Source organism: Bacillus sp. SJS (assembly GCF_000732485.2).
GTDB classification, from domain to species: domain Bacteria; phylum Bacillota; class Bacilli; order Bacillales; family Bacillaceae; genus Metabacillus_B; species Metabacillus_B sediminis.
On the sequence record NZ_JAQV02000007.1, the window covers coordinates 131,226 to 158,192 of the forward strand.

General features: G+C 40.8%; 27 protein-coding genes, 4 pseudogenes and 1 other annotated feature. Of the genes and pseudogenes, 7 read left to right on the top strand and 24 right to left on the bottom strand.

Features of this window, described 5'->3' with window-relative positions; translation table 11 throughout:
- Positions 1–84: 84 nt before the first annotated feature.
- Positions 85–403, top strand: a pseudogene (locus AS29_RS21545) (IS1595 family transposase); the annotation flags it as partial.
- Between the two features lie 78 nt (positions 404–481).
- Positions 482–1,336 carry a DUF2785 domain-containing protein gene (locus AS29_RS04265; RefSeq protein ID WP_051860755.1) on the top strand — a complete coding sequence of 285 codons (855 nt, stop codon included), beginning with the start codon at positions 482–484 and terminating at the stop codon, positions 1,334–1,336.
- Between the two features lie 366 nt (positions 1,337–1,702).
- Here the strand turns inward: AS29_RS04265 and pepV are convergent, their stop codons facing one another.
- Positions 1,703–3,085: a dipeptidase PepV gene (gene pepV / locus AS29_RS04270; protein ID WP_035409692.1), complete on the bottom strand. Its 1,383-nt coding sequence runs from the start codon at positions 3,083–3,085 to the stop codon at positions 1,703–1,705.
- Between the two features lie 179 nt (positions 3,086–3,264).
- Between pepV and AS29_RS04275 the strand changes: the two genes are divergently transcribed.
- A complete protein-coding gene (locus AS29_RS04275) occupies positions 3,265–4,563 on the top strand; it encodes an NCS2 family permease (protein WP_035409695.1) in 1,299 nt (432 codons plus the stop codon).
- 113 nt (positions 4,564–4,676) lie between these two features.
- Here AS29_RS04275 and AS29_RS21240 read toward each other — a convergent pair whose 3' ends face one another.
- The gene (locus AS29_RS21240; protein ID WP_156505860.1) at positions 4,677–4,829 is read right to left on the bottom strand and encodes a hypothetical protein; all 153 of its coding nucleotides are present in this window, start codon (positions 4,827–4,829) and stop codon (positions 4,677–4,679) included.
- Positions 4,830–5,245: 416 nt separating this feature from the next.
- Here AS29_RS21240 and AS29_RS04280 point away from each other — a divergent pair, with 416 nt between their 5' ends.
- Entirely contained in the window at positions 5,246–5,467 is a 222-nt protein-coding gene (locus AS29_RS04280) for a DeoR family transcriptional regulator (RefSeq protein ID WP_035409698.1), read from the top strand.
- Between the two features lie 60 nt (positions 5,468–5,527).
- Here the strand turns inward: AS29_RS04280 and AS29_RS04285 are convergent, their stop codons facing one another.
- Positions 5,528–6,256: a pseudouridine synthase gene (locus AS29_RS04285; protein ID WP_035409702.1), complete on the bottom strand. Its 729-nt coding sequence runs from the start codon at positions 6,254–6,256 to the stop codon at positions 5,528–5,530.
- A 33-nt stretch (positions 6,257–6,289) separates the two neighbouring features.
- A complete protein-coding gene (locus AS29_RS04290) occupies positions 6,290–7,915 on the bottom strand; it encodes a putative polysaccharide biosynthesis protein (RefSeq protein ID WP_035409704.1) in 1,626 nt (541 codons plus the stop codon).
- A 173-nt stretch (positions 7,916–8,088) separates the two neighbouring features.
- Here AS29_RS04290 and AS29_RS04295 point away from each other — a divergent pair, with 173 nt between their 5' ends.
- Positions 8,089–9,372: an NAD(P)/FAD-dependent oxidoreductase gene (locus tag AS29_RS04295; RefSeq protein ID WP_035409937.1), complete on the top strand. Its 1,284-nt coding sequence runs from the start codon at positions 8,089–8,091 to the stop codon at positions 9,370–9,372.
- A 443-nt stretch (positions 9,373–9,815) separates the two neighbouring features.
- On the opposite strand, the gene AS29_RS04300 is transcribed toward AS29_RS04295, so the two are convergent.
- Positions 9,816–9,995, bottom strand: coding sequence for a sporulation protein Cse60 (locus AS29_RS04300; RefSeq protein WP_035409708.1), 180 nt, complete (start codon positions 9,993–9,995; stop codon positions 9,816–9,818).
- A 4-nt stretch (positions 9,996–9,999) separates the two neighbouring features.
- Complete coding sequence (locus AS29_RS04305; protein ID WP_035409711.1) at positions 10,000–10,236, bottom strand: DUF2553 family protein; 237 nt, start codon at positions 10,234–10,236, stop codon at positions 10,000–10,002.
- Between the two features lie 347 nt (positions 10,237–10,583).
- On the opposite strand from AS29_RS04305, the gene AS29_RS04310 reads away from it, so the two are divergent.
- Positions 10,584–11,051: a DUF2691 family protein gene (locus AS29_RS04310; protein WP_035409714.1), complete on the top strand. Its 468-nt coding sequence runs from the start codon at positions 10,584–10,586 to the stop codon at positions 11,049–11,051.
- A gap of 208 nt (positions 11,052–11,259) precedes the next feature.
- Here the strand turns inward: AS29_RS04310 and AS29_RS04315 are convergent, their stop codons facing one another.
- Together AS29_RS04315 and AS29_RS04320 are read right to left on the bottom strand one after the other, a co-directional pair.
- Positions 11,260–11,481, bottom strand: a complete 222-nt coding sequence (locus AS29_RS04315) for a hypothetical protein (protein WP_051860756.1) — start codon at positions 11,479–11,481, stop codon at positions 11,260–11,262.
- Between the two features lie 313 nt (positions 11,482–11,794).
- Positions 11,795–12,103 (bottom strand): rhodanese-like domain-containing protein, encoded by a 309-nt coding sequence (locus AS29_RS04320; RefSeq protein WP_035409717.1) that lies wholly within the window; start codon positions 12,101–12,103, stop codon positions 11,795–11,797.
- A gap of 129 nt (positions 12,104–12,232) precedes the next feature.
- On the opposite strand from AS29_RS04320, the gene AS29_RS04325 reads away from it, so the two are divergent.
- Positions 12,233–12,466 (top strand): hypothetical protein, encoded by a 234-nt coding sequence (locus tag AS29_RS04325; protein ID WP_035409720.1) that lies wholly within the window; start codon positions 12,233–12,235, stop codon positions 12,464–12,466.
- Between the two features lie 56 nt (positions 12,467–12,522).
- On the opposite strand, the gene leuS is transcribed toward AS29_RS04325, so the two are convergent.
- The 16 genes and pseudogenes from leuS to AS29_RS22010 form a co-directional block, all read right to left on the bottom strand.
- Positions 12,523–14,937 carry a leucine--tRNA ligase gene (leuS, locus tag AS29_RS04330; protein ID WP_035409723.1) on the bottom strand — a complete coding sequence of 805 codons (2,415 nt, stop codon included), beginning with the start codon at positions 14,935–14,937 and terminating at the stop codon, positions 12,523–12,525.
- Positions 14,938–15,012: 75 nt separating this feature from the next.
- Positions 15,013–15,231: a binding site (T-box leader), on the bottom strand.
- Positions 15,232–15,322: 91 nt separating this feature from the next.
- Positions 15,323–15,655, bottom strand: a complete 333-nt coding sequence (locus tag AS29_RS04335) for a DUF4257 domain-containing protein (RefSeq protein ID WP_156505861.1) — start codon at positions 15,653–15,655, stop codon at positions 15,323–15,325.
- A 199-nt stretch (positions 15,656–15,854) separates the two neighbouring features.
- On the bottom strand, positions 15,855–16,355 hold the full coding sequence (locus tag AS29_RS04340) for an SMI1/KNR4 family protein (RefSeq protein ID WP_051860757.1): 501 nt from the start codon (positions 16,353–16,355) through the stop codon (positions 15,855–15,857).
- A gap of 142 nt (positions 16,356–16,497) precedes the next feature.
- Positions 16,498–16,707, bottom strand: a complete 210-nt coding sequence (locus tag AS29_RS04345; RefSeq protein ID WP_035409726.1) for a hypothetical protein — start codon at positions 16,705–16,707, stop codon at positions 16,498–16,500.
- 175 nt (positions 16,708–16,882) lie between these two features.
- Positions 16,883–17,302 (bottom strand): hypothetical protein, encoded by a 420-nt coding sequence (locus AS29_RS04350; RefSeq protein WP_035409729.1) that lies wholly within the window; start codon positions 17,300–17,302, stop codon positions 16,883–16,885.
- A 55-nt stretch (positions 17,303–17,357) separates the two neighbouring features.
- Positions 17,358–17,759 carry a hypothetical protein gene (locus AS29_RS04355; protein ID WP_035409732.1) on the bottom strand — a complete coding sequence of 134 codons (402 nt, stop codon included), beginning with the start codon at positions 17,757–17,759 and terminating at the stop codon, positions 17,358–17,360.
- Between the two features lie 681 nt (positions 17,760–18,440).
- Entirely contained in the window at positions 18,441–18,842 is a 402-nt protein-coding gene (locus AS29_RS04360; protein ID WP_156505862.1) for a YxiG family protein, read from the bottom strand.
- Positions 18,843–19,188: 346 nt separating this feature from the next.
- Positions 19,189–19,533 carry a hypothetical protein gene (locus AS29_RS04365; RefSeq protein ID WP_035409736.1) on the bottom strand — a complete coding sequence of 115 codons (345 nt, stop codon included), beginning with the start codon at positions 19,531–19,533 and terminating at the stop codon, positions 19,189–19,191.
- Between the two features lie 206 nt (positions 19,534–19,739).
- Positions 19,740–20,282, bottom strand: a complete 543-nt coding sequence (locus AS29_RS04370) for a hypothetical protein (protein WP_035409739.1) — start codon at positions 20,280–20,282, stop codon at positions 19,740–19,742.
- 18 nt (positions 20,283–20,300) lie between these two features.
- A pseudogene (locus tag AS29_RS21870) lies at positions 20,301–20,423 on the bottom strand (polymorphic toxin type 35 domain-containing protein); the annotation flags it as partial.
- A 35-nt stretch (positions 20,424–20,458) separates the two neighbouring features.
- Positions 20,459–21,751, bottom strand: a complete 1,293-nt coding sequence (locus tag AS29_RS04375) for an RHS repeat protein (RefSeq protein ID WP_035409742.1) — start codon at positions 21,749–21,751, stop codon at positions 20,459–20,461.
- A gap of 433 nt (positions 21,752–22,184) precedes the next feature.
- Complete coding sequence (locus tag AS29_RS04380; RefSeq protein WP_035409743.1) at positions 22,185–22,688, bottom strand: hypothetical protein; 504 nt, start codon at positions 22,686–22,688, stop codon at positions 22,185–22,187.
- Between the two features lie 18 nt (positions 22,689–22,706).
- Positions 22,707–24,119, bottom strand: a pseudogene (locus AS29_RS20930) (RHS repeat domain-containing protein); the annotation flags it as partial.
- 268 nt (positions 24,120–24,387) lie between these two features.
- Positions 24,388–24,684, bottom strand: a complete 297-nt coding sequence (locus tag AS29_RS04390) for an alpha/beta fold hydrolase (RefSeq protein ID WP_035409746.1) — start codon at positions 24,682–24,684, stop codon at positions 24,388–24,390.
- 353 nt (positions 24,685–25,037) lie between these two features.
- Positions 25,038–25,463 (bottom strand): hypothetical protein, encoded by a 426-nt coding sequence (locus tag AS29_RS04395; RefSeq protein WP_035409749.1) that lies wholly within the window; start codon positions 25,461–25,463, stop codon positions 25,038–25,040.
- Positions 25,464–25,708: 245 nt separating this feature from the next.
- Positions 25,709–26,824 (bottom strand): annotated as a pseudogene (locus tag AS29_RS22010) (RHS repeat domain-containing protein); the annotation flags it as partial.
- Positions 26,825–26,967: the final 143 nt, after the last annotated feature.

Sequence of the window (26,967 nt, forward strand, 5' to 3'; positions counted from 1 at the left end):
AAGCAGAAAGGCACAGACAGGCATAGGTCCCGCCAGTTTCTGTGCCCTTTTTGATTTAGATATGTTAAATAACTCTGTTGATAGTACGCAAAAGAAAAAAGTGTGGAGCATTACAGATTTCAAATCAGATGGTAAGGAACGTGTTCGAGGTGTGTACCATATTCAAAATTTGAATGGTTATCACAATCGCTTGAAGGAAAATATAAATCGGGTTAATGGAGCGGCAGTGAAATACCTCGAGCATTATTTGAGCTGGTTTCAATTTTTAGACCAAATCAGGCACCGAAATGACGATACAACCGTTAGCAAGATGATTGTTGAAGGCTGCCTGTTCTCAATAGATGCCACCTATGATAAATTTAGGTTATCAGAATTTTCCAAAGGAATATCAAAGCGATATTGATCATTAAGGGGCAGTTATATGGAACAAGTTAAGTTCCTAATTTGAATAAATAATATTACATAGTAAAAGGGGATAGTTATGAGTTTATTATTAGGTAAAGTTTCTATGGATGAAAGTGAACTAAAAAGTATATTAACTAAAATAAAATATGGAGAAAGTGACTGGCAAGAGGCGGATAGGTTATTGATATTAAAATCTATGATAGAGCATATCGGTTCAACAGATGGTGAACTCCGCGACCAGTTGATTTATACCTCTTTTTATAGATTGATAATTGAGAGTAATCAATTAGAACCTGAAATTTTAAAAGAATTATTAGATACTTGTTTGAATGACCTTCTTTTTAAAGGAATCGGTGAAAAAGAAACGGATACTGTATTCACAAGAGCGTTTACTACACTTTTAATAGCAATAATCTTGAACAGAGATAATCAAGCAAATTTTTTATCACCAAGCACAGTTTATAGCATTAAAGAGAAGTTAATTAAGTACATCAACCTTGAGAGAGATTTAAGAGGATATGTCGCTGGCAAAGGGTGGGCACACAGTATTGCACACGTAGCTGACACTTTTGAAGAATTGGTGAAAAATCTAAAATTAGACACAGATGTTTATCCAGAAATACTAAAGACATTGTGGAGTAAGATTATAATATCTAACAGTGTCTATGTCCACGATGAAGATGAAAGGATATTAATACCTATACTTGAAATGCTGGAAAGAGGATTGGATGTTCAAGAAATAGAAGAATTAATGCAACACTTACCGATTGAATTAATGGCTCAAAAGGAGCAGCTTGAGGATGAAAAGTATTGGCTCTTAGTGTTTAATATTAAAACATTCTTAAAAAGTTTTCACATTAAAATAAACGGTAATTCTAAATTACTATCATTTCAGAAAAGTATTGAACAGTGCCTAACAAAAATCCATTGAAGAAACCTCTTCACTATCTGTGATATGAGATTAAGCATAATACTTGGTCCTTATCAGGGGGCTTTAATTAGTCAAAGGAACTCCAAAATAACGGAGTTCCTTTTCTTTATTTCAAAGACTTTGTTAATGCCTGGTGTTGATTTTTAACACCTGTTGATTGGAGCGGAAGGCGTGAGACTCCGTGCTAAGAGCAGCGGGACAGGTGAGACCCCGCAGTCGCGAAGCGAAGAGGAGGCTCACCGCCCGCCCCGCTGGTCGCTGAGCGCCTGCAGCGGAAATCAACAGCCAAGTTTAAAAGATCTATTTAAAAAATCAACATGATTGTTTAACATAGCTTTTCATTTAGTTAAAAATCTAATTAAAAACTTATTTCGCTAATTCATAAATCGCCTGCGCATAAATTGCGGTTGCGCGGATTAAATCCTCTATTTCAATATACTCGTCCTTTTGATGAGCAATATCCGGTCTGCCAGGGAATAACGGACCGAATGCCACGCCGGCTTTCAGTGAGCGGGCATATGTTCCGCCGCCAATGGAGATCAGGCGCGCTTTCTCCCCGGTTTGCTCTTCATACACTTTGGATAGCGTTTGGATAAGCGGATGATTCGCTTCTACATAATGGGATGGTGAGTCATTGAACATGGTCAGTTCCGCACCTTCAATGGATTCAAAAGCAGCCTTGATTGGCTGGGATGATGCGGTAACCGGATAGCGGACGTTGATTCCAAGCTCGCCGGTCTGATTTGAAAATTTCATCGTTCCAAGATTAACCGTTAAATCTCCGCTCACATCATCGTTCGCTTTTATTCCAAGAGCCTGACCTCTTGTATCCCCATCAAAATGGTCTTTAATAAAAGAAACGAATCGTTTTCCGGCTTCGTCCAAATCGAGTGTTTCAAGGAATGAAGCTAAGCTGACTCCGGCATTCTTTCCATTGTTCGGTTCCATTGCATGTGCGGAAACCCCTTCAACCTGAAGAACCGTTTGTCCGCTTCCTCTTCTAACAGAACCCTTTACATCTTCTTTTTCAAGCCATGCTGAAAATTGAGCTTCGAGTTCGTTCGTTCCTTTTACTTCAGCTTCCGCAAAATCAGGCACCATGTTAAACCGGCGGCCCGAGGAGAAGGAAACAAGGGTTAAGCTACCGGAATCAGCTGAATCTCCATTAAATTGGAGTTTCGCATCAATAATTCCTTTTTCCGCATGAATAATCGGGAAATCCGCATCTGGTGCAAATCCGATATCAGGCATTTGCTCGTGTTTAAAATAGTGGTCGACACAGCGCCAGTCACTCTCTTCGTCCGTTCCGATAATCATACGTACTTTTTTATTCAGCTGCACACCTGAATCCTTAACAAGCTTCATCGCGTGATACGCTGCCATTGTCGGCCCTTTATCATCGAGAGCGCCACGGGCAAATATTTTTCCGTCCCGTATTTCTGCGCCATAAGGATCTGAAGTCCATCCGTCTCCCTCAGGAACCACATCAATGTGGCACAGGATGCCAAGCAGTTCATCCCCCTTGCCCATTTCCAAATGACCTGCATAGCCGTCAAGGTTTTTTGAAATGAAACCATCCTTCTCGCCTTTATTCAGCAAGTGCTCAAACGCTTCCTGAATTCCTTTCCCAAAAGGAGCTCCTTCCTGTCCGTCTTCTTCATCCAAAACGCTTTTAATGCGCAAAAATTCCTGAGTATCCTTAATGATCTGTTCCCGTCTTTTTTCTGTTTCTTCAATCCAATTAAACATCTTCAAACCCCTCTTCTGCTCTATGTATGATTTTGCTCTATATATGATAAGATACCAAACGAATAGGTTCTATGAAAGAACGGGGCACAAAAAAGAAACATACCCCTTGCATTTTTAATAAAAAACGAATATTATTATTAAGGTTTTGAAATAATGTTCGTATTATTTGGAGGTTTCCCATGTTTAAACTAAAAGAGAACCAAACCACTTTAAGAACTGAAATAATCGCTGGCTTTACGACTTTTCTTACCATGGTCTACATCGTGGTAGTTAACCCGCAAATTCTATCTGCTGCGGGAGTACCTCCTCAGCAAGTATTTGTTGCAACCATTATCGCATCCATCATCGGAACCCTGTGGATGGCGTTTTTCGCGAACTACCCTATTGCAATCGCTCCGGGAATGGGCCTGAACGCCTATTTCGCTTTTTCCGTCGTTGGAGGAAAAGCAAACATTTCCTATGAAGTAGCATTCGCTTCCGTGTTTGTTGCTGGTATTATTTTTGTCATCCTTTCCCTTACTCCATTCCGAAAACAGCTGATTGAAGCGATCCCTTCAAACCTGAAAAATGGAATTACAGCTGGAATTGGATTATTTATCGCTTTTATTGGACTACGTACTTCCGGAATTGTTGCCGATCATCCTCAAAATCTCGTAGCACTGGGAGATCTTCATTCAGCACCTGTCGTGCTCACCTTAGTCGGACTTGCTATTACACTCGTTCTGATGACACGCAATGTTAACGGCGCAATCTTTATTGGAATGATCGCGACCGGCCTCATTGCCTATTTTACCGGTCAGCTTAAGATTACAGGAGTCATGGCACTGCCTCATCTGCCTGAAGGAATCATCATCAACCCTATTACTGCATTTGGTGATGTCATTCATTACGGTTTGTACGCTGTTGTATTCTCCTTTCTGCTTGTGACGATTTTTGATACAACCGGAACGATGATCGGGGTTGCCCAGCAGGCTGGCCTTATGAAAGGCAAAGAGCTTCCTAACGCAAGAAAAGCATTGCTTGCAGATTCGTCCGCTACAACAATCGGCGCCATGTTTGGTACAAGTCCTACGACAGCATACATTGAATCATCCGCAGGTGTTGCCGCTGGAGGAAGAACAGGTCTTACTGCGCTCGTAGTCGCCATTCTGTTCGCAATATCCTCCTTCTTCTTTCCGCTAGTAAGCGCAGTATCCGGGATTCCGGCGATTACGGCTCCTGCCCTGATCATTGTCGGAAGCTTGATGATGGGATCCATTGCGAACATCAACTGGGGAGAATTGGACGAAGCGTTCCCTGCATTCCTTGTTATTCTTAGCATGCCCCTTACTTCAAGCATTGCAACAGGTATTGCCCTGGGATTCATTTCTTACCCGCTCATGAAAGCAGCCAAGGGCAAATGGAAAGAGGTTCATCCTTTTGTTTATATCTTTGCCGTTTTGTTCTTTATTCATCTTGTTGTGATTGGGTCACATTAAAAAAAATGCCGCCAATACTCTGTATACAGAGCTGGCGGCATTTTTTTTATGGACAACGATAAATGCTGCAGAGCGATGGATTCGGTAAGCTGCAATTTTGCGGGAGTGAATTCTTAATTGGATTCCCACGTCCTTCTGTTCACATAAAACGGAATATTGTCCTCAGGTACGGTATAAATCAATCCTCCATAAGGAAGGTATTCAGGCTGACCAAGCTTTGTCTCATAGTATGACCTTGCCTGCTGCTCTGGCCAGATCATTTTCATTGGAATAAACTAGTCCGGTTACCTGATGCTGAACCATTTCAGGAATGCTCCCAGCCGCAGGCAATCCAAAGATTTGTACCTTAGCTTAGAAAATCATATTTCATATTAACATTCTGTTTCTATAGAACTAGGCAGAAGTCGAATTTGAGAAAAATTCATAATATGTGTGCCAGCTGGCATAAAGGATCGAAAATAGCATATATAGTAAACTGAAGTATGTTTTTAAATATGAATATGTTAATATTGTGTAAATTCAAGCCTCAAGGTAGAATCTTTCCAGCGATATCGTGTAAAATATAAATGTAGCATCAACTATACCAACTAAATAGGGTAATACGAAGACATTTTCAGTGGTTGACATCCTAGATTGCTTCGGGTCTTTAGACCTGTTCAATCCAATAATGAGGAGTGGTTTTTTGAAACCTTCAACTAATCGTATGCTAAACCGTATCAAATCTATCTACATGTACATCATGGAAAGAGGTACAGTTACAACACAGCAGCTTGTTGACGAGTTTGGTATAACACCAAGAACCATTCAGCGTGATTTAAATGTGTTAGCATACAACGAGCTTGTCAAGAGCCCCAGCAGAGGTAAGTGGACGACTACAAAAAAGAAAGTAAAACTCACTTCGTAACGCAAGCATGGTAAGAACCTATACATAAAAAAGGAGCCTCGAAATTCAGGCTCCTCTTTTTTATATAAAATCTGCCGGTTTGCTATTTCGCAGAATCTCCACTTCTTCATCGGTCAAATCCCGGTACTCTCCAGGTTCAAGATCCTCATCCAGCTCTAAATCACCCATCGTAAGCCGCTTTAGGTACGTCACTTTCTTACCGACCGCCTCAAACATTCTTTTCACCTGATGAAACTTCCCTTCTGTAATCGTCAGTTCAATTTCAGAGGTTTCCCCGCTTTTTAGAATAATGAGTCTCGCAGGCTTTGTTACATATTCATCATCCAAGGTTACTCCTATTTTGAAAGCAGAGATATCAGATTCCGTGACCTCACCTGAAATATCCGCATAATACGTTTTCGGAACATGCTTTTTTGGAGAAAGAAGCTGGTGGGAAAGCTGTCCATCATTCGTTATCACAAGCAGGCCTTCCGTGTCTTTGTCCAATCTGCCAACTGGAAAAGGCTCTCTGACCGCATCCTCTGGAGTCAGCAGATCGATTACCGTATGCTGTGCAATATCCTCTGTGGCAGAGAGAACGCCTGGAGGCTTATTCATCATTAGATAAATAAACTCCCTGTACTCCACCTGTTCACCATTTACCGTCACCATCTGGTTTTCAGGATCCACATGTGTCTTGGCATCCTTTATGACGACACCATCTGCAAGCACAGCGCCTGTTTTCAGCATTTTCTTTACTTCCTTGCGGCTCCCATAACCGATTGTAGCCAGAAGTTTATCTATTCTCATTTTACTTCCACCTCATTTTAAAAGGAAAGGCTCTTAGGCCTTTCCTTTGTTTTTTCTGTTCAAAAATGCAAACCGTGAGCCGAAGAGTTTTTCAAGAAGGCGGGATTTATAAGCTCCATAAAGATAAGCTGTCGCCCCCCCGCCAATCGTCAATGCAAGCAAGAAACCAGCCTGTACTTTTCCAGCTTTAAAGTTAATAAAGATTTCGGCAAATGACTGTACAACCGAAACAATAATACCCATCATAACAGTCAAAATCAGAATGAAGATTGTTCTTTTAAAGAATTTATTCATACTAAACTTCGCATGTCTTTTAATCATAGCAAACCCGTACAGAATGGAAACGGCGAAGCCAAGAGAAGTCGCAAGAATTGATCCTTCTCCTCCCATCCACAGAACGAGCGGATAGTTTACTGCCGCTTTAACGATTAACCCGACTGCAAGGCTGATTACCGCAAGCTTCTGCTTGTTAATCCCCTGCAGGATTGCAGCATTTACGGTGAAATAGCAAAATAGCAGAGCAGATGGAGCCTGCCATTGAAGGAGCCATGCAGCTTCTTGAGAATAATCAAAAAACAGTTCATAAATCGGTCCAGCAAGAATGATCATCCCTGCTGATGCTGGCATAATCAAAAACATGATAATTTGAAATGCCTGATTGATCTGCTGGTGCACCTGGCGCATTCCGCCTGCTGTAAAGGCTCTTGTAATGGAAGGAACAAGAGTTAAACCAAATGCGGTAGCTAGAGAAACTAAAATCATAATTAAAGATCTGCCTTGAAATTGCACATAAGTAAAGATGTCTTTGGATTCTTTATTTGAATAGCCGGTTTCCCTTAATGCAGCATACATGGTCCCCTGGTCAATCAATTGATAAAGCGGAATGGCAAGGCCGACAAATACAAATGGAAGCGAGTAGGCAAGAAGCTCTTTAAAAAGCTCTCTCATTTTTACATCTGAAGGCGGCACTGTATTTTCTTTCATCGCCTCAAGGCTATGTCTTCGCTTTCTCCAATATACATACAAGACTAAGAGGCCTCCTGCTGCTCCAACGGCAGCAGCCAGAGTCGCATATCCGATAGCTGTTACAAGCGAGCCATGATAAATATTAAGCACCGCATATACGGAAGCGAGAAGGAAAATAATCCGGAACAGCTGCTCAACAACCTGAGAAACGGATGTCGGCGCCATCATTTGATGACCCTGAAAAAATCCTCTGATGAGAGCCATAATGGGTACGATAATCAACGCAACGCTCAGCATTCGTATTACATACGTGACATTCTCAATTTCCTGGATTGGAGGATTTTTAGAGTCCAAAGAAGAACGGGCAATGTCCGGGGCAAGATAATACAAGGCTGCAAAGCTTGCCAAACCCATAAGGAGCATAACAACCATTCCATTCCTAAACATTCTAAGGCTGGTCTGGTAATCCCCGAGAGAGTTATACTTGGACACGAATTTGGAAACAGCCATTGGAAACCCAGCTGTAGCAATACTAAGAAAAATAACATAGGGAGTATATCCCATTTGGTAGAGAAATGTTCCATCATTTTTGACCATTGCAAAAAATGGTACCATGTAAATAATGCCTAGTATCCTTGATATGTATGTACCTAAAGTTAATATAAACGTGCCTTTTAACAATTTATCCGACATAAAGGTTATCACCATTCTTGTGAAAGATAGGGTTCTTCTATTAATTGAACTTTTCTATTTTAACACACGAATGCACGAAGCGGAAAAGTTGTTCGGATTTGGCATTTTTCTTTCTCCTGCTTTCGGCTATAATGAATGGAGATTTGCGGAATGAAAACGAAGGTTGTGAAAAGATGAACTATGATGTTATCGTAATCGGCGGAGGTCCCTCTGGACTTATGGCGGCAATTTCGGCCGGCAGCAGGGGCGCCAAGGTTCTCCTCATCGATAAGGGCAGCAAGCTTGGCCGGAAGCTCGCAATCTCCGGAGGCGGACGCTGCAATGTGACGAACAGGCTTCCTGTGGATGAAATTATTAAGCATATACCCGGCAATGGCCGATTTTTATATAGTGCTTTCTCAGAATTCAGCAATGAAGATATCATTTCCTTTTTTGAAGGACTTGGAGTCGGACTGAAGGAAGAAGACCACGGACGGATGTTTCCCGTTTCAGATAAAGCTCAGTCCGTCGTCGATTCGCTGCTTGAGGAGCTGAAAAGGCTCAAGGTTCAAATCAGAGTCAATGAGCCGGTTAAACAGGTCGAATATGAAAATCATCAGGTGAAGGGCGTCACCTTGAAGACCGGCGAGTTTATTTCCTGTGATGCCGTCGTAACAGCCGTCGGCGGGAAAAGTGTGCCTCACACAGGAAGCACAGGCGACGGATATGCGTGGGCTGAAAAAGCCGGCCACACAATCACCGACCTATTTCCGACCGAAGTCCCCGTCACTTCAAGCGAACCCTTTATCAAAAACAAATCACTTCAGGGACTCGCATTAAGAGATGCGGCTCTGAGCGTGCTGAACCCTAAAGGAAAAACGGTCATTACGCATAAAATGGACATGCTCTTTACTCATTTTGGCATTTCAGGACCGGCCGTCCTTCGCTGCAGCCAGTATATCGTGAAAACGATGAAGAAGTTCAATGCACAGTATGTCAGAGTATCCCTTGATGCTTTGCCTGGCCGAAAAGAAGAGGAAATTTTTCTGGAGCTCGTGAAGCTTGGAAAAGATGAACCGAAAAAAGCCCTTAAAAATCTCTATAAAGGGCTGCTTCCTGAGAGGTATCTGCTATTTTTACTGGAACAGCAATCCATCGATCCTACTGAAACGTATGCCCAGATTCCCCATGATAAGCTCAGAGCTTTCGCTAAATCATGCAAGCAATTTGAGTTTAAGGTCGATGGCACCCTGCCGCTCGATAAAGCATTCGTTACAGGCGGCGGTGTATCCGTAAAGGAAATTCATCCGAAGGAAATGGCCTCCAAGCTGATGCCTGGTCTTTATTTCTGCGGAGAAATTCTTGATATTCATGGCTATACAGGGGGGTACAATATAACGGCCGCCCTCATAACCGGGAAACTTGCAGGACACAATGCAGCCGAATACGCGAAACTTAAAGAGGAAAGCCCGGTGTGAATTTGCCGGGCTTTTATGCTTTTTATAAGGGGCTGCATATGGGGCTGCGGGCATTAGCGAAAGCTGTCGAAAAGTCGATATTCTTAAAAAATAGCCGATATATTCGAATTTGGGTCGATATATCTAAATTTCGGAGATATATCTAAATTTCAGTCGATATATTCGAATTTCGGTCGATATTCGAATTTCGCCTAGGAGATATCCGTATTTCGGTCCAGATATCCATATTTCGGTCGAGATCTATCTTAATATCACCCAAGACATCCGTATTCCATCCCGCTATATAAGAATTTCACACGAAATAACACCGTTTCGGCCAACATTCCAGTTGCACCCGACCTAAATAAGTTTCCACCGCCACTCCAGTTCGATCCCTTTATATCAAGCCTCACTAAATAGATCGAGTCCAGCCCCCGCCTAAAAAAAAGCAAGCACACTGTTCCTCATGCCCGGTACATGACCATAGCTGAGAAACAGTACACTTGCTCACCACCGGAATCACATGAGGCTGCTACAGAAAATTTTATATCCACCAGCTGTTCATCATCGATGGAGGATAAGAAGCGGTTTACCTCTTTCTCCAGGTCTTTTTCATGCTCTTCATCAAACAGAGCTACTTTCATTGAATCAGCACCACCCTAAGTCGCAGCCCTCCGCATATTGCTGCTGGCCGCAGTTTCGGTCATACAATTTGTAAATCCTGCCTTCTTCCAGTATAAAACCTTCCATTAAATCATATTGCTTGCCCTCTTCATTTATGACAAGCAGTCCGATGCAATCTTTTCCGCAGTACAATTCAATGAGGTCGTCACTTAATTTCGCTGTTATGCGCTTTGTGATGTCGAGCATATGGTATTCACTCATCGCCCATTCCCCCTTTACCTCAATGTATGAAAGGAGGGGTTATTTATGTTAACGCTTTCATTACAATGCCTTTGATGAACATTAGCTGGATCATGAAGAGCTGAGATTCAGCTTACCCATTATGCATTTAAGCAGGGATTGCTAGAGTAAAAAATAAACCAAGTCTCCTTCCAGTTTAAGAAAATAAAATCCTTTTAGACTGTCTTCTCTCCTATTTACAGTAGGCAAAATGGGGATTGATCGTTGGGAGACTACTTATGATAGGCTAGAATTAACATCTTTTCAGTTTTAATGTTGCGTTCTCCTTATTCATTAGGCAATTTCCCCAATAAAGGCAGGAGATAAAAATGAAACGAGGGATCAGTTTCGAAATTCCCAATGATTATGGAAAATATCTTTGGGATGGATTAATGTCAATTGATATCACTGAATTCGATTGGACAAGCGGAGGCGAAGAGTCATATTTAGTAAAGGGAGATGAGTTACAGGAACCTCTTTTCCCAGACGAGGTACGCGGGATGGATGGCTTCCTTCTTAGAGAACTTCTAGAAGAAAATAAGTATTATCTCATCTTTGTAAATTTACAAGCCTTTCCCAAAGGCGAAAGTTCATTACGTGTTGAGACGTATGAGGAATTTGTAAACAGCAATTGTCAGCTCTTGCTTTTAGTCGTTGACTCTATACATGTGGAAATTTATTGTAAAGACAATATAAGACTTGAAAGCTTGTATCAAAATGCAAAATTAAGATGTTTTAATAATCTTCAATATATAACGGACAAAAACGATATAAGAACTAGACTATCCGTGTGGTAGCAGCTAATTTATAATTAATAAATCTTTGCTCAAATACCGCATACTTTTCTTCATAGGAATTAAATTAAAGATCAAAAAATACCGTTAGTTTTAAATATAAACGCAATTATTTTACATATCCTTTTAAAAGAAGGAGAAAGCCGGTATCGATCATCTCGATACCGGCTTTTAATTTCACAGGAGGATGATCTGTTCTATACAGGCAATGCTACCTTTTTTTCTTTTTGGAGTTGTCTGCAGCCGCTTTACTTTTAATGACGCTCTGAAAAGCAACTAGAACACGAACATTTTTTTCATCGGTTTGGATAACCTCTGAAACTTTTCCTAATTTCCCTTTAATTTTCAAGTCTTCTCCAACGCTTGGAACTCTTTTAAGCATCTGGCTCAATACAACGTTTTTACCGTCAAAAAAATGAACCGTAGTCAGCACGATCTCACCTGCTTTATATGAATGGGATTAGAAAAAACATCTATTTCCTTCATATAAACTATAAGTTTAGCGTGCTGTTTAGAACCATAATTCGTTTTAGGTTTGACTTAAGAAAAATCTAAAAAAGGGTATCCATTAAGTCCGTTTTAATGCTCTCTCCCCTTTTTAAAATATGTTTGATTTGGCTGATTTCTTTAGAACGAACTTATTTTCACAAAAAAACCCCCGTTTTGCTTCAAATCAAAGCATACCCGGGGGTTTTTCATCTCATTATTTTCTTTCAGCAGGACTTCTTAAAAAGCCCCGTTTTCACTTATTGCTTCGGTACGGTTTCGCCTTTCCATTCAAGCATGCCGCCTGTCATATTAACTACTTTGTAGCCCTGCTCCTGAAGGAAAGCAGCGACATTTTCGCTGCGGCGTCCTGAGCGGCAAATAAAGATGTACTCTTTTTCTTTATCAAGCTCTCCTGCTCTAGCCGGAATATCTCCCATTTTAATATGCTTCGCCTTTGAAATGATGCCTTCTGCTACTTCTTCGTCTTCGCGGACATCGATTAATTCAATATTTTCTCCGTTTTGAAGCTTTTCCTGTACTTCTGCCGGTGAGATTTCTTTAATCATAACTGCATTCAGCTCCTTATTCATAATGTCTTTATTATAGCAGGCGGGCAGGCGGGTTGCGAATCGCCGGATTATGCAGGAATTCTGCAGGTTACTGGTGAATAGACGTTCTATACAGGAGGGGATGATGTGAAGGAAATAGATAAACGAAACCGTTTGGATGAGAAGCCCTTCAGCTTTCAAATTGCAAAGAATCAGTCAGTTTTTCTTTTCTGCAATGGAAAGCAGGTGAAAATAGTAAAGGGCCGAGAGGCGGAGAAGTTTTTAGCCCGAATCCATCTAGCTAAGGATGAGCGTGAGATTCAGCTGATTCTGGCTAAAGCGACTGGTAACTTTAAACGGGGAAACGAGCGCATGCAATAATATCTATAGCAAAAAAGCTTGCAGAAGCATACCTCTGCAAGCTTTTGCTATCTTATTCAGTTCGCCACAATATTAATCAATTTGCCAGGTACGGCGATTACTTTGCGGATGGTTTTGCCCTCAAGCTGCTCTTTTACTTTTGCATCTTCAAGCGCAATTTTCTCCATTTCTTCCTTTGATGCCTGGGCTGGAACAAGAAGTTTCGCTTTTACCTTGCCGTTGAATTGAACGACCACTTCCACTTCATCTTCCACAAGCTTGGACTCATCATACTGCGGCCATTTTTCGTAGGCAATGGTGTCTGTATGACCAAGCTTTTCCCAAAGCTCTTCCGCAAGATGGGGAGCGATTGGAGAAAGAAGCTTCACAAAGCCCTCCATATACTCTTTCGGAAGCTCAGTTGCTTTATACGCATCATTCGTGAATACCATCAGCTGTGAAATCGCCGTATTGAAGCGAAGCCCTTCGATGTTTTCGCTCACTTTTTTCACGGTTTCGTGGTACACCTTTTCTAAAGCCTGATTTCCGCTTTTTGTAACCTTCGGAGTCAGTTTGCCGTCATCTTCAATCAGCAATCTCCATACGCGGTCAAGGAAGCGTCTTGCTCCATCCAGTCCTTTTTCAGACCAGGCGATGGAAGCTTCAAGCGGCCCCATGAACATTTCGTAAAGACGAAGGGTATCGGCACCATGGCTTTCCACAACTTCATCCGGATTGACTACGTTGCCTTTGGATTTACTCATTTTTTCATTATTTTCACCAAGGATCATTCCTTGGTTAAACAGCTTTTGGAACGGCTCTTTCGTTGGCACCACGCCGATATCGTAAAGGAACTTATGCCAGAAACGTGCGTAAAGAAGGTGAAGCACCGCATGCTCGGCCCCTCCGATGTACGTATCAACCGGCAGCCATTGTTTGATTTTTTCCGGATCCGCTAAATGGTTTTCGTTCGCTGGATCGATGTAGCGCAGATAATACCAGCAGCTTCCCGCCCATTGCGGCATCGTGTTCGTTTCTCTGCGTCCTTTTTTGCCCGTTTCAGGATCTGTTACATTCACCCATTCTGAAATATTGGCAAGCGGCGATTCACCCGTACCGGACGGTTTGATTTCTGTTGTTTTCGGAAGCACAAGCGGAAGCTGGTCTTCAGGAACAGCAGACATGGTGCCGTCTTCCCAATGAATGATTGGAATCGGCTCGCCCCAGTAGCGCTGGCGGCTGAACAGCCAGTCACGCAGGCGGTACGTCACTTTCTTTTCGCCTTTGCTGTTTTCTTCCAGCCATTCAATCATTTTTTGAATCGCTTCTTCTTTCCCTAATCCGTTCAGGAATTCAGAGTTTACGTGCTCTCCGTCGCCAGAGTAAGCTTCTTTCGATACATCGCCGCCTTGAACGACTTCTTTAATCGGAAGCTCGAATTTCACAGCGAATTCATAATCGCGTTCATCATGGGCAGGCACCGCCATAATCGCCCCGGTACCGTAGCTGATCAATACGTAATCTGCCACCCAGATCGGCATTTTTTCGCCGCTCACAGGGTTGATGGCATATGCACCCGTGAAGACACCAGTTTTATCCTTTGCAAGATCTGTTCTTTCCAGATCAGACTTGGATTTCACTTGATTGATATAAGCATCTACCGCTTCTTTTTGATCAGCTGTTACAATCTTGCTCACTAGCGCATGCTCAGGGGCAATAACCGCATAGGTTGCACCGAAAAGAGTATCCGGTCTTGTTGTGAAAACGGTGAAGCTCTCATCATGTCCATCTACTTCAAAATGAACGTGAGCTCCTTCTGAACGGCCAATCCAATTGCGCTGCATTTCTTTAATGCTTTCCGGCCAGTCTACCTCATCCAAATCTTCAATCAAACGATCCGCGTATGCTGTAATTTTCAGCATCCACTGCTTCATTGGACGGCGTTCGACCGGATGTCCGCCGCGCTCGCTTTTCCCGTCAATGACCTCTTCATTCGCAAGAACGGTTCCAAGTGCCGGACACCAGTTCACGGCTACCTCATCAATATAGGCTAAGCCTTTTTCATAAAGCTTGAGGAAAATCCATTGTGTCCATTTATAGTAATGAGGATCGGTCGTGTTGACCTCGCGATCCCAATCATAAGAAAAGCCAAGTGCCTGGATTTGGCGTCTGAAATTGTTGATGTTCTGTTCCGTGAATACTGCCGGATCATTTCCTGTATCCAGTGCAAATTGTTCTGCAGGAAGTCCGAATGCATCCCATCCCATCGGATGAAGAACATTGTATCCTTGCATCCGTTTCATACGGGAAAGAATATCTGTCGCCGTAAATCCTTCCGGATGCCCTACATGAAGACCTGCTCCTGACGGATACGGGAACATATCAAGCGCATAAAATTTAGGACGGTTCGGTTCCTCACCTGTTTTAAATGTCTTGTTGGAAAGCCAATGCTTTTGCCATTTCTGTTCGATTTTCTTATGACTGAAACTCATATTCATCCTCCTTGTTTTCGCTGAACGGACATCGAGTACGCGGCCGTGAAAAATAAAAAAAGCTCCGTCCCTATAAAAAGGGACGAGAGCTTTCTCCCGCGGTACCACCCAAATTAGTGTATACAAACTACACTCGCTTGACATTCGTAACGTGAATGCACGGCAGACACTACTGATTTCTTTCGCATCTGCAAACTCAAAGGCGAGTTCATGAACATTTGCTGCTGACTTGCACCTTCCGTCAGCTCTCTATGGTGCATCCTGTTCACTACTGCTCCTTGTCACCGTTCGACTATTTCATTCTAATGCTATTTTATAAAAAATTTGAGGGATATGCAAGCTGGTTGCGATTTTTTAGGGAATGCTGTCAGCAAAGAGGCATTGCTTAAGGGAGAGGCGGCTTGTGACTTGGACAATTTTTGGTTGGGGGACCTTCAGGCTGTTCTTGCTGAGTGGAAAATTCAAAGCTTTTTAGTACGGCTTCCCCGCTGTATCCGGCGATGATGGATAGCAGGACTAATTGAAAAGAGGATTGCGGTTCTGAGGAGAGGACCAGCATGATGGCCGCGATCGTTCCAACTGCAAAGTCTTCATAGAATCCAAGATATATAAAACGTTTCGTCATTCTCGGTTTTTCAAGACGCCCCCTTTTTTTCATGTGGCTAACAATCCCCATTATGCCTCCGATGATACTGGCAATTAAAATTTGAGCTGTCAATTACACCACCATTCCTTCTTTTTTATTCTGGCAAAGCTGAATAAAAAATGCAGTTCGGCGGTCCCACGGGGATGGGGAAGGCTTTTTTATTTCTATTATACAAAATGAATGGGTAAACCGCCTGATTAATTGGAATTATTTTCTATATCGAACAAATGTACTAATTTGATATGGGGTTCTCTATTTCAAAGACTAAAATTCACATTTTCTTTCTCGTATAGCTTGGTTTTAATTTTACAGGATTTAAGATGTGACCACGGGATAATTTTTTTAGAAAACGGTCAAAATCCTTCGCTATTTGAATCTGGCTCCAATTCTCATAATCTGTATAAAAATAAACTACTGTGGGATGTTCAGTGGTTTCTTCATAGTTTAATGCGATCCAACTATGATAATCCCCCCAAAGGATGATTATATGATCAGGCAGACCACACTCCTTAATCCAATGCTTAGAAGCAAGGATCCCTTTTTCTCCTTCAAAATCAATTCCATTGATCTCTGGAATGGTTATTCGTTGTTTATCTTTTTCTTCTAAAAAAAACTTAGGGAAATTTAATGTTCCGCCGTTCTTTACTTTTAGTAATTCTTTATAAGATGGAGGAAGTTTCACACCTAACCTTTTCTCAGCAAGACTAATAGCTGCATCCGATATAGGTTCTTCGCCTTCAGCCCAAAAATCTATACCATTGTAGAGCTCCAAACTATCACCTCTTATTTATAGGATCAAAAGCTGCGGATACGTACTGCCTCTATTGAAAAGAAATGCCGGAGCTTGTGCTATAAAACAAAATAGTGCCAATTTCTCTTTAATAGAAATCGGCACTTCATATATTCGCAGTAGGTTATCTTGACGCTTTTGGCGGCTGGCATGCGTCACATTTACGCTGGTTGTTGTTTTTAAATTTTGTAAATGTTTTTTCAAAGGTACTGCCGCATGCACATTTAAATTGCAGCTTTTGAGAGAAACCGTGATATTCCGTTGACAACAGGGTGCTATCCGAATTTTTCTCAACAAAACCTTTAATTTTATCGATTGTCCATCGTTTATTCATTCTCTTACACCTCCAAATTTTTAGCGGAGGCTTTTCTCGGCATCCGTTCGATTATTCATAAAAGCAAAGTTTACAAGCTGTTGTTTATCATAACATGAGCTGGCGTTTTGGTGAACAGGTAGAGAGAATCTTGTTCATTAAAATGCGCGGTAAAATAATTTAAAAAGTGAAGGCATCAGTTAAACAGTGTTAAATTGTTTGAAAGTACTTTTCCTTTTTCTTGAGTTTTCAGCCGTTTTTGAAGAGCGATTGGTAAAATAAATGAAGCACTTTCCAAATGATCCAATGTAACGGTTTCCTGGTTCGCATCACCAGATACTTCCTCACCAATAATTGCTAAATCAAAGGGTGAATCGTTATATATAGTTTCAGCCAATTTTATAAATGTTTCTTCCACGCTATTTAACCAGGGATTTAGTTTTTTAGTAAGTGGATATTTATAAAGATAGGACATTTTGAAAGCAGCCTGCGGTATTGAGATATCCAGCCAATCGGACTCACCATCAATTCTGTTGATAGTAATTACACAGGGCAAAATATTTCTATCAGGAATATGAAGAATCCCATAATATAGGAAAACCGATTTGTTCTTCACCTATTTCCTATAAAGAAAACCTTGAAAGGCGATTAGCCAATCAAGGTTTGGAGTATTAGAATTCTTCCAGTGAAATAGCTTCCATAGAACTACAGTAAAACTCAATAAAGTTGTATCCATCGTTCTCACCATACCCACTGTCATCATGTACGTGGTATCGTTGACTCCTATCCCATCCTAACTCTTTTTTATCATGTACGATCAAACTTCTCGTCAGGTAAAGTTTTGTAATTTTTCTAATATTAAGGTCTGAAACATTAAAATATCTGATTTTCATTTTGAAGCGTTGATTTGGTTCAATAACCGAAATATGAAAAGAAAGGGTTAGTGAAGGCATGTAATTATCATTAAAATCAGTATCTATAGCGTAGTCAATTCCCACTATTTCCTTATAAGTCCACGAGCCAAGGACGTTTAAATTATCTGTTATAGTTTCGTAATTTTTTATAAAAATCAAAAAGCGTTCCTCCCCCATTAATCAATAAACTTTATCTTGTTTGCTTTACCATTAATTATCGCCAGATTCATCAGGGGTACAGATTTCTTCCGGCATGGACATTGATCCGCTGCTTGAGGTTTTTATTATTCCGGCCATACAAGATAAGTAATTCCGTGTAAGTTCTGAATAACTAGTTTTTTACTTGTTACTGCCTCATTATTTTACCGAATCCTGCTCTACTTCTTTCAGTACATGTCCCCACGCATCGTATTCATAGGAAGCCTAGACATTACGTTGGGCATCCGTTAGGGCAATTACGTTCCCGCGTGCATTGTAGTAATAGAAATATTGGCTCGAGCCCTTCTTCATTCAAAGCAGGTGGCCGTCTTCGCTGTATTGATAGGTGGCAAACGGCTGGGATTCTCCTTTTTCGTGACGGCGGTCAGCTGATTGGCCAGGTTGTACTGGGCATCGACCGTGGTGGTTTGTACGCCGCTTGTTTCTGTGGTAGAGAAGCGGTTGCAGAATCCGTCATAGCTGTACTCTTTGGCAGTTCCATTCGAATAGATCTCCTTCGTCAGCTGATCGAGTGCATCATATTAATATGTAGGGCTAATTATACCCCATAAAAAAAGCTCCTCAGAGATTTCTCTTTACGGAGCTTATTAGATACTTTAAGCGGGGCAGGCGTCAATGATTTTAAATCAGTTTAAAATTTTCGTGATTAATAGAAATCATCCCTGCCTCTATTAACAAGACAGAATCCCATATCTCTATCGCAATATTAGCATTAGAGTTATATTGCTTGACCCAAATTTCTTCAGAATCTATATTAATATCTCCTAATCCCTTCTCATAATAATCGATTGATGTAAGTTCTAAATAATCGGGTTTCACCATCTCAAATCTTCTGTCTCCAGAATCTTGAATATAAATGTAGGAGGATACCTTTGTTATATTCACTGTGAATAACGTTTCTTTTTTGTTTTCGATAACTTTAACTTTTAATGATATTTCGTTGTCAGGTACACTAAAGTCTATCTTCTCTATTATTCCAGCTGTAAGTTCATTTAAGAGAGCATCCAATTTTCCGCGGAGCACCACAAGATATCACCATCTTCCGAGAATGTTCCTTTATTTATAATAACCTTAACCTGAACTCTTACCTCAGAAAGTCGCATAACTTTACAAGCATTTTTCCGCCTTATAAATTTAAGCTCTGTTAAACCTGGCTGTTGATTGCAGCTAGCAGGCGTTCGCTTTCCGCGGGGCGTGCGGTGAGCCCCCTGAAAAACATCCGAATGCAATGTTTTTCTCCAAATAATCTAAGAGGAAAGGAAAGTCTCCCATCTATTATTTGTCTATATAAGTTTGCATGTCGGTCTTTGACATGTCTAAACATAAGTAAAACAAACAGGAATTTTAGTTTAATAATCAATTTTGTTTATTACACTCTACCGGTTATATGAAAAATATCGTCCATTATTTCACCGGTTTCAGGATCAAACAGCATTTTGTACTCTCCTATTGTAGTTTCAGAATAATCAAAGCCTAGAAAAATAATGATCTCGTTAAAATCTTCGTCAGGCCAATTTCTTATTCTGAGCGAAACGTCATTTATATATAATTCTAAATTTGTTGGGTCAAATTTCTTTCTAAAGGCTCTAGTAAATTCTTTGGGATATTCTATTTTCCAATAATTAAAAGCTTTCCAAAATCCTTCGATCGTTTGTTCCACCAGCTTTTTTTCCAATACAAAATTTTTAAGTTTTTTAATATCCATTGAATCCATTGGTTAGTTACTCACTCCAAGAACAATTTTTAATAAAATCATAAATGATATCCGAATTTGGTAAAATAATAGCAACCTAGCCCACTATCCCAATTCCCAATTAATCTATAGCCTCCGAATTCTTCATATACCTTTACTTTCCATCTATATATTGTCTTATTTTGGTTATTCAAGTAATAGGTTTTTGTATATTAATTACATACCTATTAATTGTGCGCTAAAGACTTGATAATACCTAAAAAATACTCTTGAAAAACTCCCTCTCCATCAAAAGAACTTTCAATCAAATCTTTGTACTCCATAAAAATTTGATTGCATAATCTTTGATTAAAAGGTGAAATATTTCCAATATTAAGCAACATTAAAAATGGGTCATTGCTTAATTCACTTCCCTTCTTTAGCATTTCACTACTTTTATTTAGCCAATATTCTGTATCATCGCCCAATATATATGGAGTAATTGAAGTCATGTACCCATATAAAGCCAAAAAGTATGGGTTATCAAAATACTCTTCTTGCCCTAAGTTATATAGATATTTTAAATTTTCATGGCACTCTTTATCAATACTATTATCTATAGCAACAACCTCTCCCTCTGTTAACAAGTACCAATTAAGAAAGCTATATCTTATATAGTTTTTAACTTCCTTTTTTCCATTCTTCCAATCTTTTCTCATATATTGTAATGCATGTTCCCATTCTTTTTGATTTTCGAGCTTATCTATTGGATCCCATCGCCAAGAAATCATAAGTTTGCTCCCTATCTTTTATTTGTTTACCCAACCATTGGAGACAAAAATTTTACCTTTCTTTCTAACAAATGTAACTGTTACAGTCTTACCGTTAAATTTTTTAGTCTTTTTTAGTGAATTCACTTTGTAAGATGACTCGTTTCATTCAGTTAAGACTCGTTTCATTACATTTTTCACTTGGTCTTGGCAATCAAAGAATAATCTCCGTTCCCGGGTGTTCCGTTCACCTGGTCCGCTTTGGATAAACCAGTCAGGGTAAAGGAGAATGGAGTGCTTCCTGCGGACTGTCCGATGGTGATCGTTTGCTTGTATAGAGAAACTTCCTGTGCAGTGGAGGTTCGGACTACTTTCAGGGAGCTGGTGCCATCAAATCCCGTAGTAGTGTCAACACTTCCCCCTGAACCTGTCCAGTTGGCGGCGCCTGATTCGAAGCTGCTGTTTAGAACCGGATTGAAGCTGGAGGAAACCTCCCCTTTTTCCAGGTGCATTCCATCAAATAAGGCAGATCCAGAAGCCGTTGGATCCTTATGGTCGACTTCCAAATAAACCCGGATGAAGGAGGTCCCTTCTGGAGTCGTAAAGCTAACTTGACGGTCTGTCCATGGCTGATTTGCCTTCAATTGACTGTAGCGATTATCGGCCCATCCAATACTGGATTTTTGGGCATTTAAAAACTCAACGTTCATAAACGCATTGGATTTTAAGAGATTCGTTTTGATAGAACCGCTTAATGTGTAGGCAGTCTTAGGCTGGGCCGCAACTTCCTGGGTAGCCGCAACATAACCGTGTTCGGTTCCGCTTGACGTGGAACGAACAGTTAGTTTTATGGCTTTTTTTCCAAGAATTCCGTTTCCATCGGACAAAATTTCTTCTGCGATTGTGCCAGAATCACGATTCGAAAGCATCGTCCAGGAAGTTAAACCTGATTCAAAACTTGGATTGCTCAGCCTATTTGTTCCAGCTGCTAAGTCTTTGCTGGATTCTACTGCGTTTCCATATGCATCATATCGTGATACGGATGAACTTTTACCTGACTGATCCGTTTCAGATACCGCATCCAAACCATCATAAGAAATGGTCGTTTCTTCACTTTCCGTATCGATAACTGAGGTCACATCATTGTTCTTGTTATAGGTATACTCCTCTGTCCCATAGGCATCTTTAGAAGTGAGTATGTTCCCATTGCTGTCATATCGATAGGTTTTAGTCACCTCAGAAGCCCCTTGATCATTTGGATCAACTGACTGTGTCAAATTGTTTCCTTCATACACGGACGAGGTTTTGATTTGCAGTCCTGCGGTATCCTCAATCACTTCGACTGGATTGGCTGCTTCATTGTAGCGATAAGAAGTTTTGATGCCATTTGGTTCTGTATAAATGACTGATCGATTAGCGGGGTCATAGGCTAGAACATATTGATGATTTTTAGCATCAAAGGACTCCGTTACCTTTCCGGCTGAACGCACAGTTATCCTATTTTTACCCTCACCTTTTGTCAGGAAAATAAATTCCAGCAGGTCAATTTTACATTTATGTATTGGTTTTTTTAATTTCCCCTATTGCAGCAAGAATATGCTTCTCTCCGCACAATTTTCGACGGCTTAACGATATCCTATTCGTCATTTTTAATTTCTCTTTTAACATGCACATTTGAGAACACTTAGTTTTACATGAACAGTGTAATGCACCCACTCCGTTTCTAGACATAAAGGTGGACACACTTCCTTGCCAGGCATAGAGAAAACGGTTCGCGCTGGTGCCGTCCTTGAAGGCCGTATTCTGAACCTTTTGATTTTATTCAAAGAGTTATGAAAACCAATTTTCTCTTCACCTATTTCCTATAGAGAAAACCTTGAAAGGCAATAAGCCAATCAAGGTTACAAGGAGTATTACCTACAATTAAACATTAGTGATTATATAACAAACATTAAACAAAATATTATTGTTTTTTAGTAGTTCAATAAATTTTCTGAGTGATAAAGTCCCTTCAATTATTTCATGATCTCCACCTTGATATCTAGCTAAAAACAATATTGTATTAGTTGGAGATTGTTTAATTAGAAATCGTGATATTGCTTCAAACTCTTCTAAATATTCTTTATGAATTATTAATGGCGTTAAGTTGTAAATACTATCTTCATTGTCAATCCAGAAAGGAATAGGCAAATCATCTGCCTCTTTTTCAAAATCAGATGTACAAAGTAAAAATGCATTTTTAATTCCCTCATCCTCTTTCACAAGAGAGTACCAAATCCCTTTTGTTTGACTCATGAATTTCCATGTACTTTCTAATCTTAAAACCATTTTATCGTCAATTTCATTCATTACTTCTATAGAAGTGACGAAGGGTATTGGTAATGGTTTAATTTGATTAACCACTAATATATTAATTTCATATGACATAGATTTCACCTTTCATTTTTAAGGTAGGAAATGTTTTATATTCCAATTAGTATCAAATGAAGTCTTCCCATTTCTAGACATAACTCTAATTAAACCATTTGAACTTAGGTGAATATCTGGATTACTACCAACTTTTTTCATAGAAGCTTTGTACGGGGACTTTTTATTAGTAAGATCTTTAATTATATCTTGTTTTACTTGGTGAAACTCTCCCTTTCTTAAGCCGTACTTCTTCTCAATTTCTTTAGCTGAATAATTTTTAAACCCTTTACCCTTACCTTTGTTCTTTTTACTTGTCGGAGGTTTAAAGCTTTTGGCAATTTTTCCAGCATATTTTCTTAACCCTTGTTTTACTTGCGACCTAACCCACATTCCTCCTACATAAACAAATACATAAGCTTTTACAATATCTTGAGGTCGAGGTTGATACCGATTCCCATCTGGATCAATCATATTGATAGGATTATTTCCAGCATAAGCATATCCATTTTGCGTAAGAATGTCGTCGTCATCACCCGGGTCTGGATCCGAGGCTAAAAAGACTCCGTGTTTTGGTTCATAGTACCGGGCAATCAGATAATACATCCCTGTTTCTTTATCATATTGGTACCCTGCGTAGTGGTAAGGATTATCTTTAACCGAATCCTGCTCTACTTCATTCAGCACATTTCCCCATGCGTCATACTCATAGGAAGCCACGACATTACTTTGGGCATCTGTTAACGCGATGACGTCCCCGCGTGCATTGTAGTGATAGAAGTATTGGTTTGATCCTTTCTTCATTGAAAGCAGCTGGCCGCCTTCTGAATACGTGTAGGAACGGACGACCTGATTGCTGCCATTGGTCTCGTAGAGAACATTCAGGCTGTCCCCATCGTAGAAATAGTTGGTGACGGTTCCGTTCACCGTTTTTTGAATGCGTTTGCCGTCTTCGTTGTATTTGTACGTGGCGAACGGCTGGGATTCGCCTTTTTTCGTGACGGCGGTCAGCTGATCGCGGCTGTCCCAGGTGTACTGGTATTGGCCATCCTCTGTCCGGTTTCCGTTGAGGTCATAGCTGAGCGCTTCTGAGCCGAAACGGGTCAGTTGATTGGCCAGGTTGTACTGGGCATCGACTGTGGTGGTTTGCCCATCTCTTGTTTCTTTGGTAGAGAGGCGGTTCCCGAATCCGTCGTAGCTGTACTCTTTGACCGTTCCATTCGAGTAGGTTTTCTTCGTCAGCTAATCCAGTTCATCATATTAATCCTGTACGTTGGACCCGTTGCCAGATTCAATTTTCGTCCGATTTCCATTGGCGTCATAGGTATACGTTTCGCTTAAGACCGATGTTCCGTCCTGCAGACCGACTTGGATTTGTTCAACTAGTCCTGTCGAATCTTATTGGAAGGAAGTTCCTGATCCGTTTCCGGAAATAAAGGTCGTAACTTTTCCTTACTTGTCATCACCTTAGAGAGGCGTGATCGAATCTATCTAGCACTGGTTAATTAGTTAGGTCAGTAAAATCTAGTGATGTTATGCCTTAAGTTCAAGGTCCTGTTCTTCTTTTCGAAAAGCCAATGCTTAACTGAAATCCTAAAAAGAAAAGCCCCGCGGAGGATTTCTCTCTACAGAGCTTTCTGGTGGTGGGACAAGGAACCTGTCCCCTTGTCCCTTTTTTTGTAGCCTGATGTAAAAAGAAGCATTCCATAGGCTGCTTCTTTTACTTGTTTTTAATAAACGTATTATACATCCACTCATTAAAATGTTCCTTCTCTTCCAATTGCGGATAATGAGCAGACTGATTGAAGGTAATAAATTCTTTTTTCACAGCATTCAGTTGATTAAAATAGGTTCTAGCCGCACGGGATGAAGTCATATAATCATACTTGCCCATTACGAAATAAGTCGGTATATCAAATTGTTTTACTAGATCAGATAATGGCTTTTTTAATACTTCTTTTACCAGAATCTCTTGAGAATAAGCAATTCCATAGTTATAGTGTATGACATCGATCACAGCTGAACCCTTCTGAACCACCTCGTGTAAGCTGAATGGCCAGAATGTACTGGGATTTAATGTTGTGGTTTGCCTGCCTTTTACACTAGTTTCTTCACTTATAATTGATATAAGTGAATTTCACTGATGTTGCATAACTCTATTAATTGTTGTAAAAAAAAGCTCCGAAGAGATTTCTCTCCACGGAGTCATTCTACATACTCATCAATGTGAAGACACCGTCTTCAAGTAGCTGTATTTTCTACATTTTGCGATAGAAATGTAACAATCTCTCTTAGATAACAATAACAGGTTAATTTTTCCTTATTAATATTAACCAAATCTAAATAATTCTGAGATTATAAAAATGATTTTTACTCAAAATTTAAGTGGTTGTGATATAGGTCAACTAGTTCTTCACTGTATTTTGAAGCTTCCTTTTCATTAAGCTCTCTACTTTCCAACCATTGCTTATAGTGTGCAAGCTCATGTGCAATACTTTCCATATATGCATACAATGCATCTATTTGTCCTCTAACTTTAACTAGATCTTCATAATCTCCAGTAGCGATTCTAATATAAGGTTCTACATTTAATTGATATGGTGCAAAAAAGGTGGCGGATGCAAGTTGCTTAGTAGTTATATTTTTAACATAGTAACTTTTTTTTATATAAATAACCACTCTAACAGGAAATTCCATTTCCTTCCTGAGCCATTTACAAAAATCTAAACATGCTGTACGTACATCTTCGTTAACACCTTTTTCCACCCTTACCCTTAGGCCTTCCCTAGGAATCATGTTTACTTCTTCCCTTTCTTATGTCCTCTACCAGGAGTATGTTTTTTCATATCACGATTCGAGCTTTTATTTGATCTTGATTTAAAATTCTTACCGCCTCTTTTTTTCTCATTTACTTCTCTTCCTTGTTTTTTTCTATTTGCTTTTCCAATTGGTCCGTTGCTTGAAAAAGCATAGTTTATAGCAACAGCAGTTCCGATTACTGCAGCATCAGCTAGAAGAACCAGTGGTATTGCCACAGCAATATTACCATCTGGGTCAAACATCATTACCGGATTATTTATGGCATACGTGTACCCATTTTGAGTAAGCAGATCGTTATCATCCCCGGGATATGGGTCCAAGGCTAAAAAGACACCATGCTTCGGTTCATAATACCGGGCAATCAGATAATACATCCCTGTTTCTTTATCATACTGATACCCCACATACCGGTAAGGATTATCCTTTACCGAATCCTGCTCCACTTCCTTCAGGACATTTCCCCATGCATCATACTCGTACGAAGCCACAACATTGCTTTGGGCGTCCGTTAAAGCGATGACGTCCCCGCGTGCATTGTAGTGATAGAAGTATTGGTTTGACCCTTTCTTCATTGAAAGCAACTGGCCGCCCTCTGAATACGTGTAGGATCGGATGACCTGGTTGCTGCTGTTTGTTTCGTACAGGACGTTCAGGCTGTCCCCGTCGTAGAAATAGTTGGTGACGGTTCCGTTCACCGTTTTTTGGATGCGTTTGCCGTCTTCGTTGTATTTGTAGGTGGCGAACGGCTGGGATTCGCCTTTTTTCGTGACGGCAGTCAGCTGATCGCGACTGTCCCAGGTGTACTGGTATCGGCCATCCTCTGTCCGGTTTCCGTTGAGGTCATAGCTAAGCGCTTCTGAGCCGAAACGGGTCAGCTGGTTGGCCAGGTTGTACTGGGCATCGACCGTGGTGGTTTGTCCGCCGCTTGTTTCTTTGGTAGAGATGCGGTTCCCGAATCCGTCGTAGCTGTACTCTTTGACCGTTCCATTCGAGTAGGTTTCCTTCGTCAGCTGATCGAGTTCATCATATTGATACTGTACATTGGACCCGTTGCCGGATTCAATTTTCGTCCGGTTTCCATTGGCGTCATAGGAATAGGTTTCGCTCAAGACCGATGTTCCGTCCTTCAGACCGACGTGGATTTGTTGTACCAGGCCTGTCGAGTCGTATTGGAAAGAAGCCCCGGCTCCGTTTCCTGTAATAAAGGTCCCAACGTTTCCTTGCTCGTCATAGTCGAAACGGTAAGCGCTGGTGCCGTCTTTAACGGCCGTATTCTGATCCTTTTGATTGTACTCGAAGGTGTTCGTCTGGTTAAACCCGCCATGCGTGAACTGGAACGACTTCAGTTTATCGGTTTCGGTCGGATAGGTCCAGGTTTGGCTGCTGCCCCGGTCGGTTAGGGCCGTTACCCGGTTCGCTTTGTCAAAGGTCCGGGTTTTCGTTCCCCCTGTTGCCAGGTCTTTTACGGACAGTTCGTTTC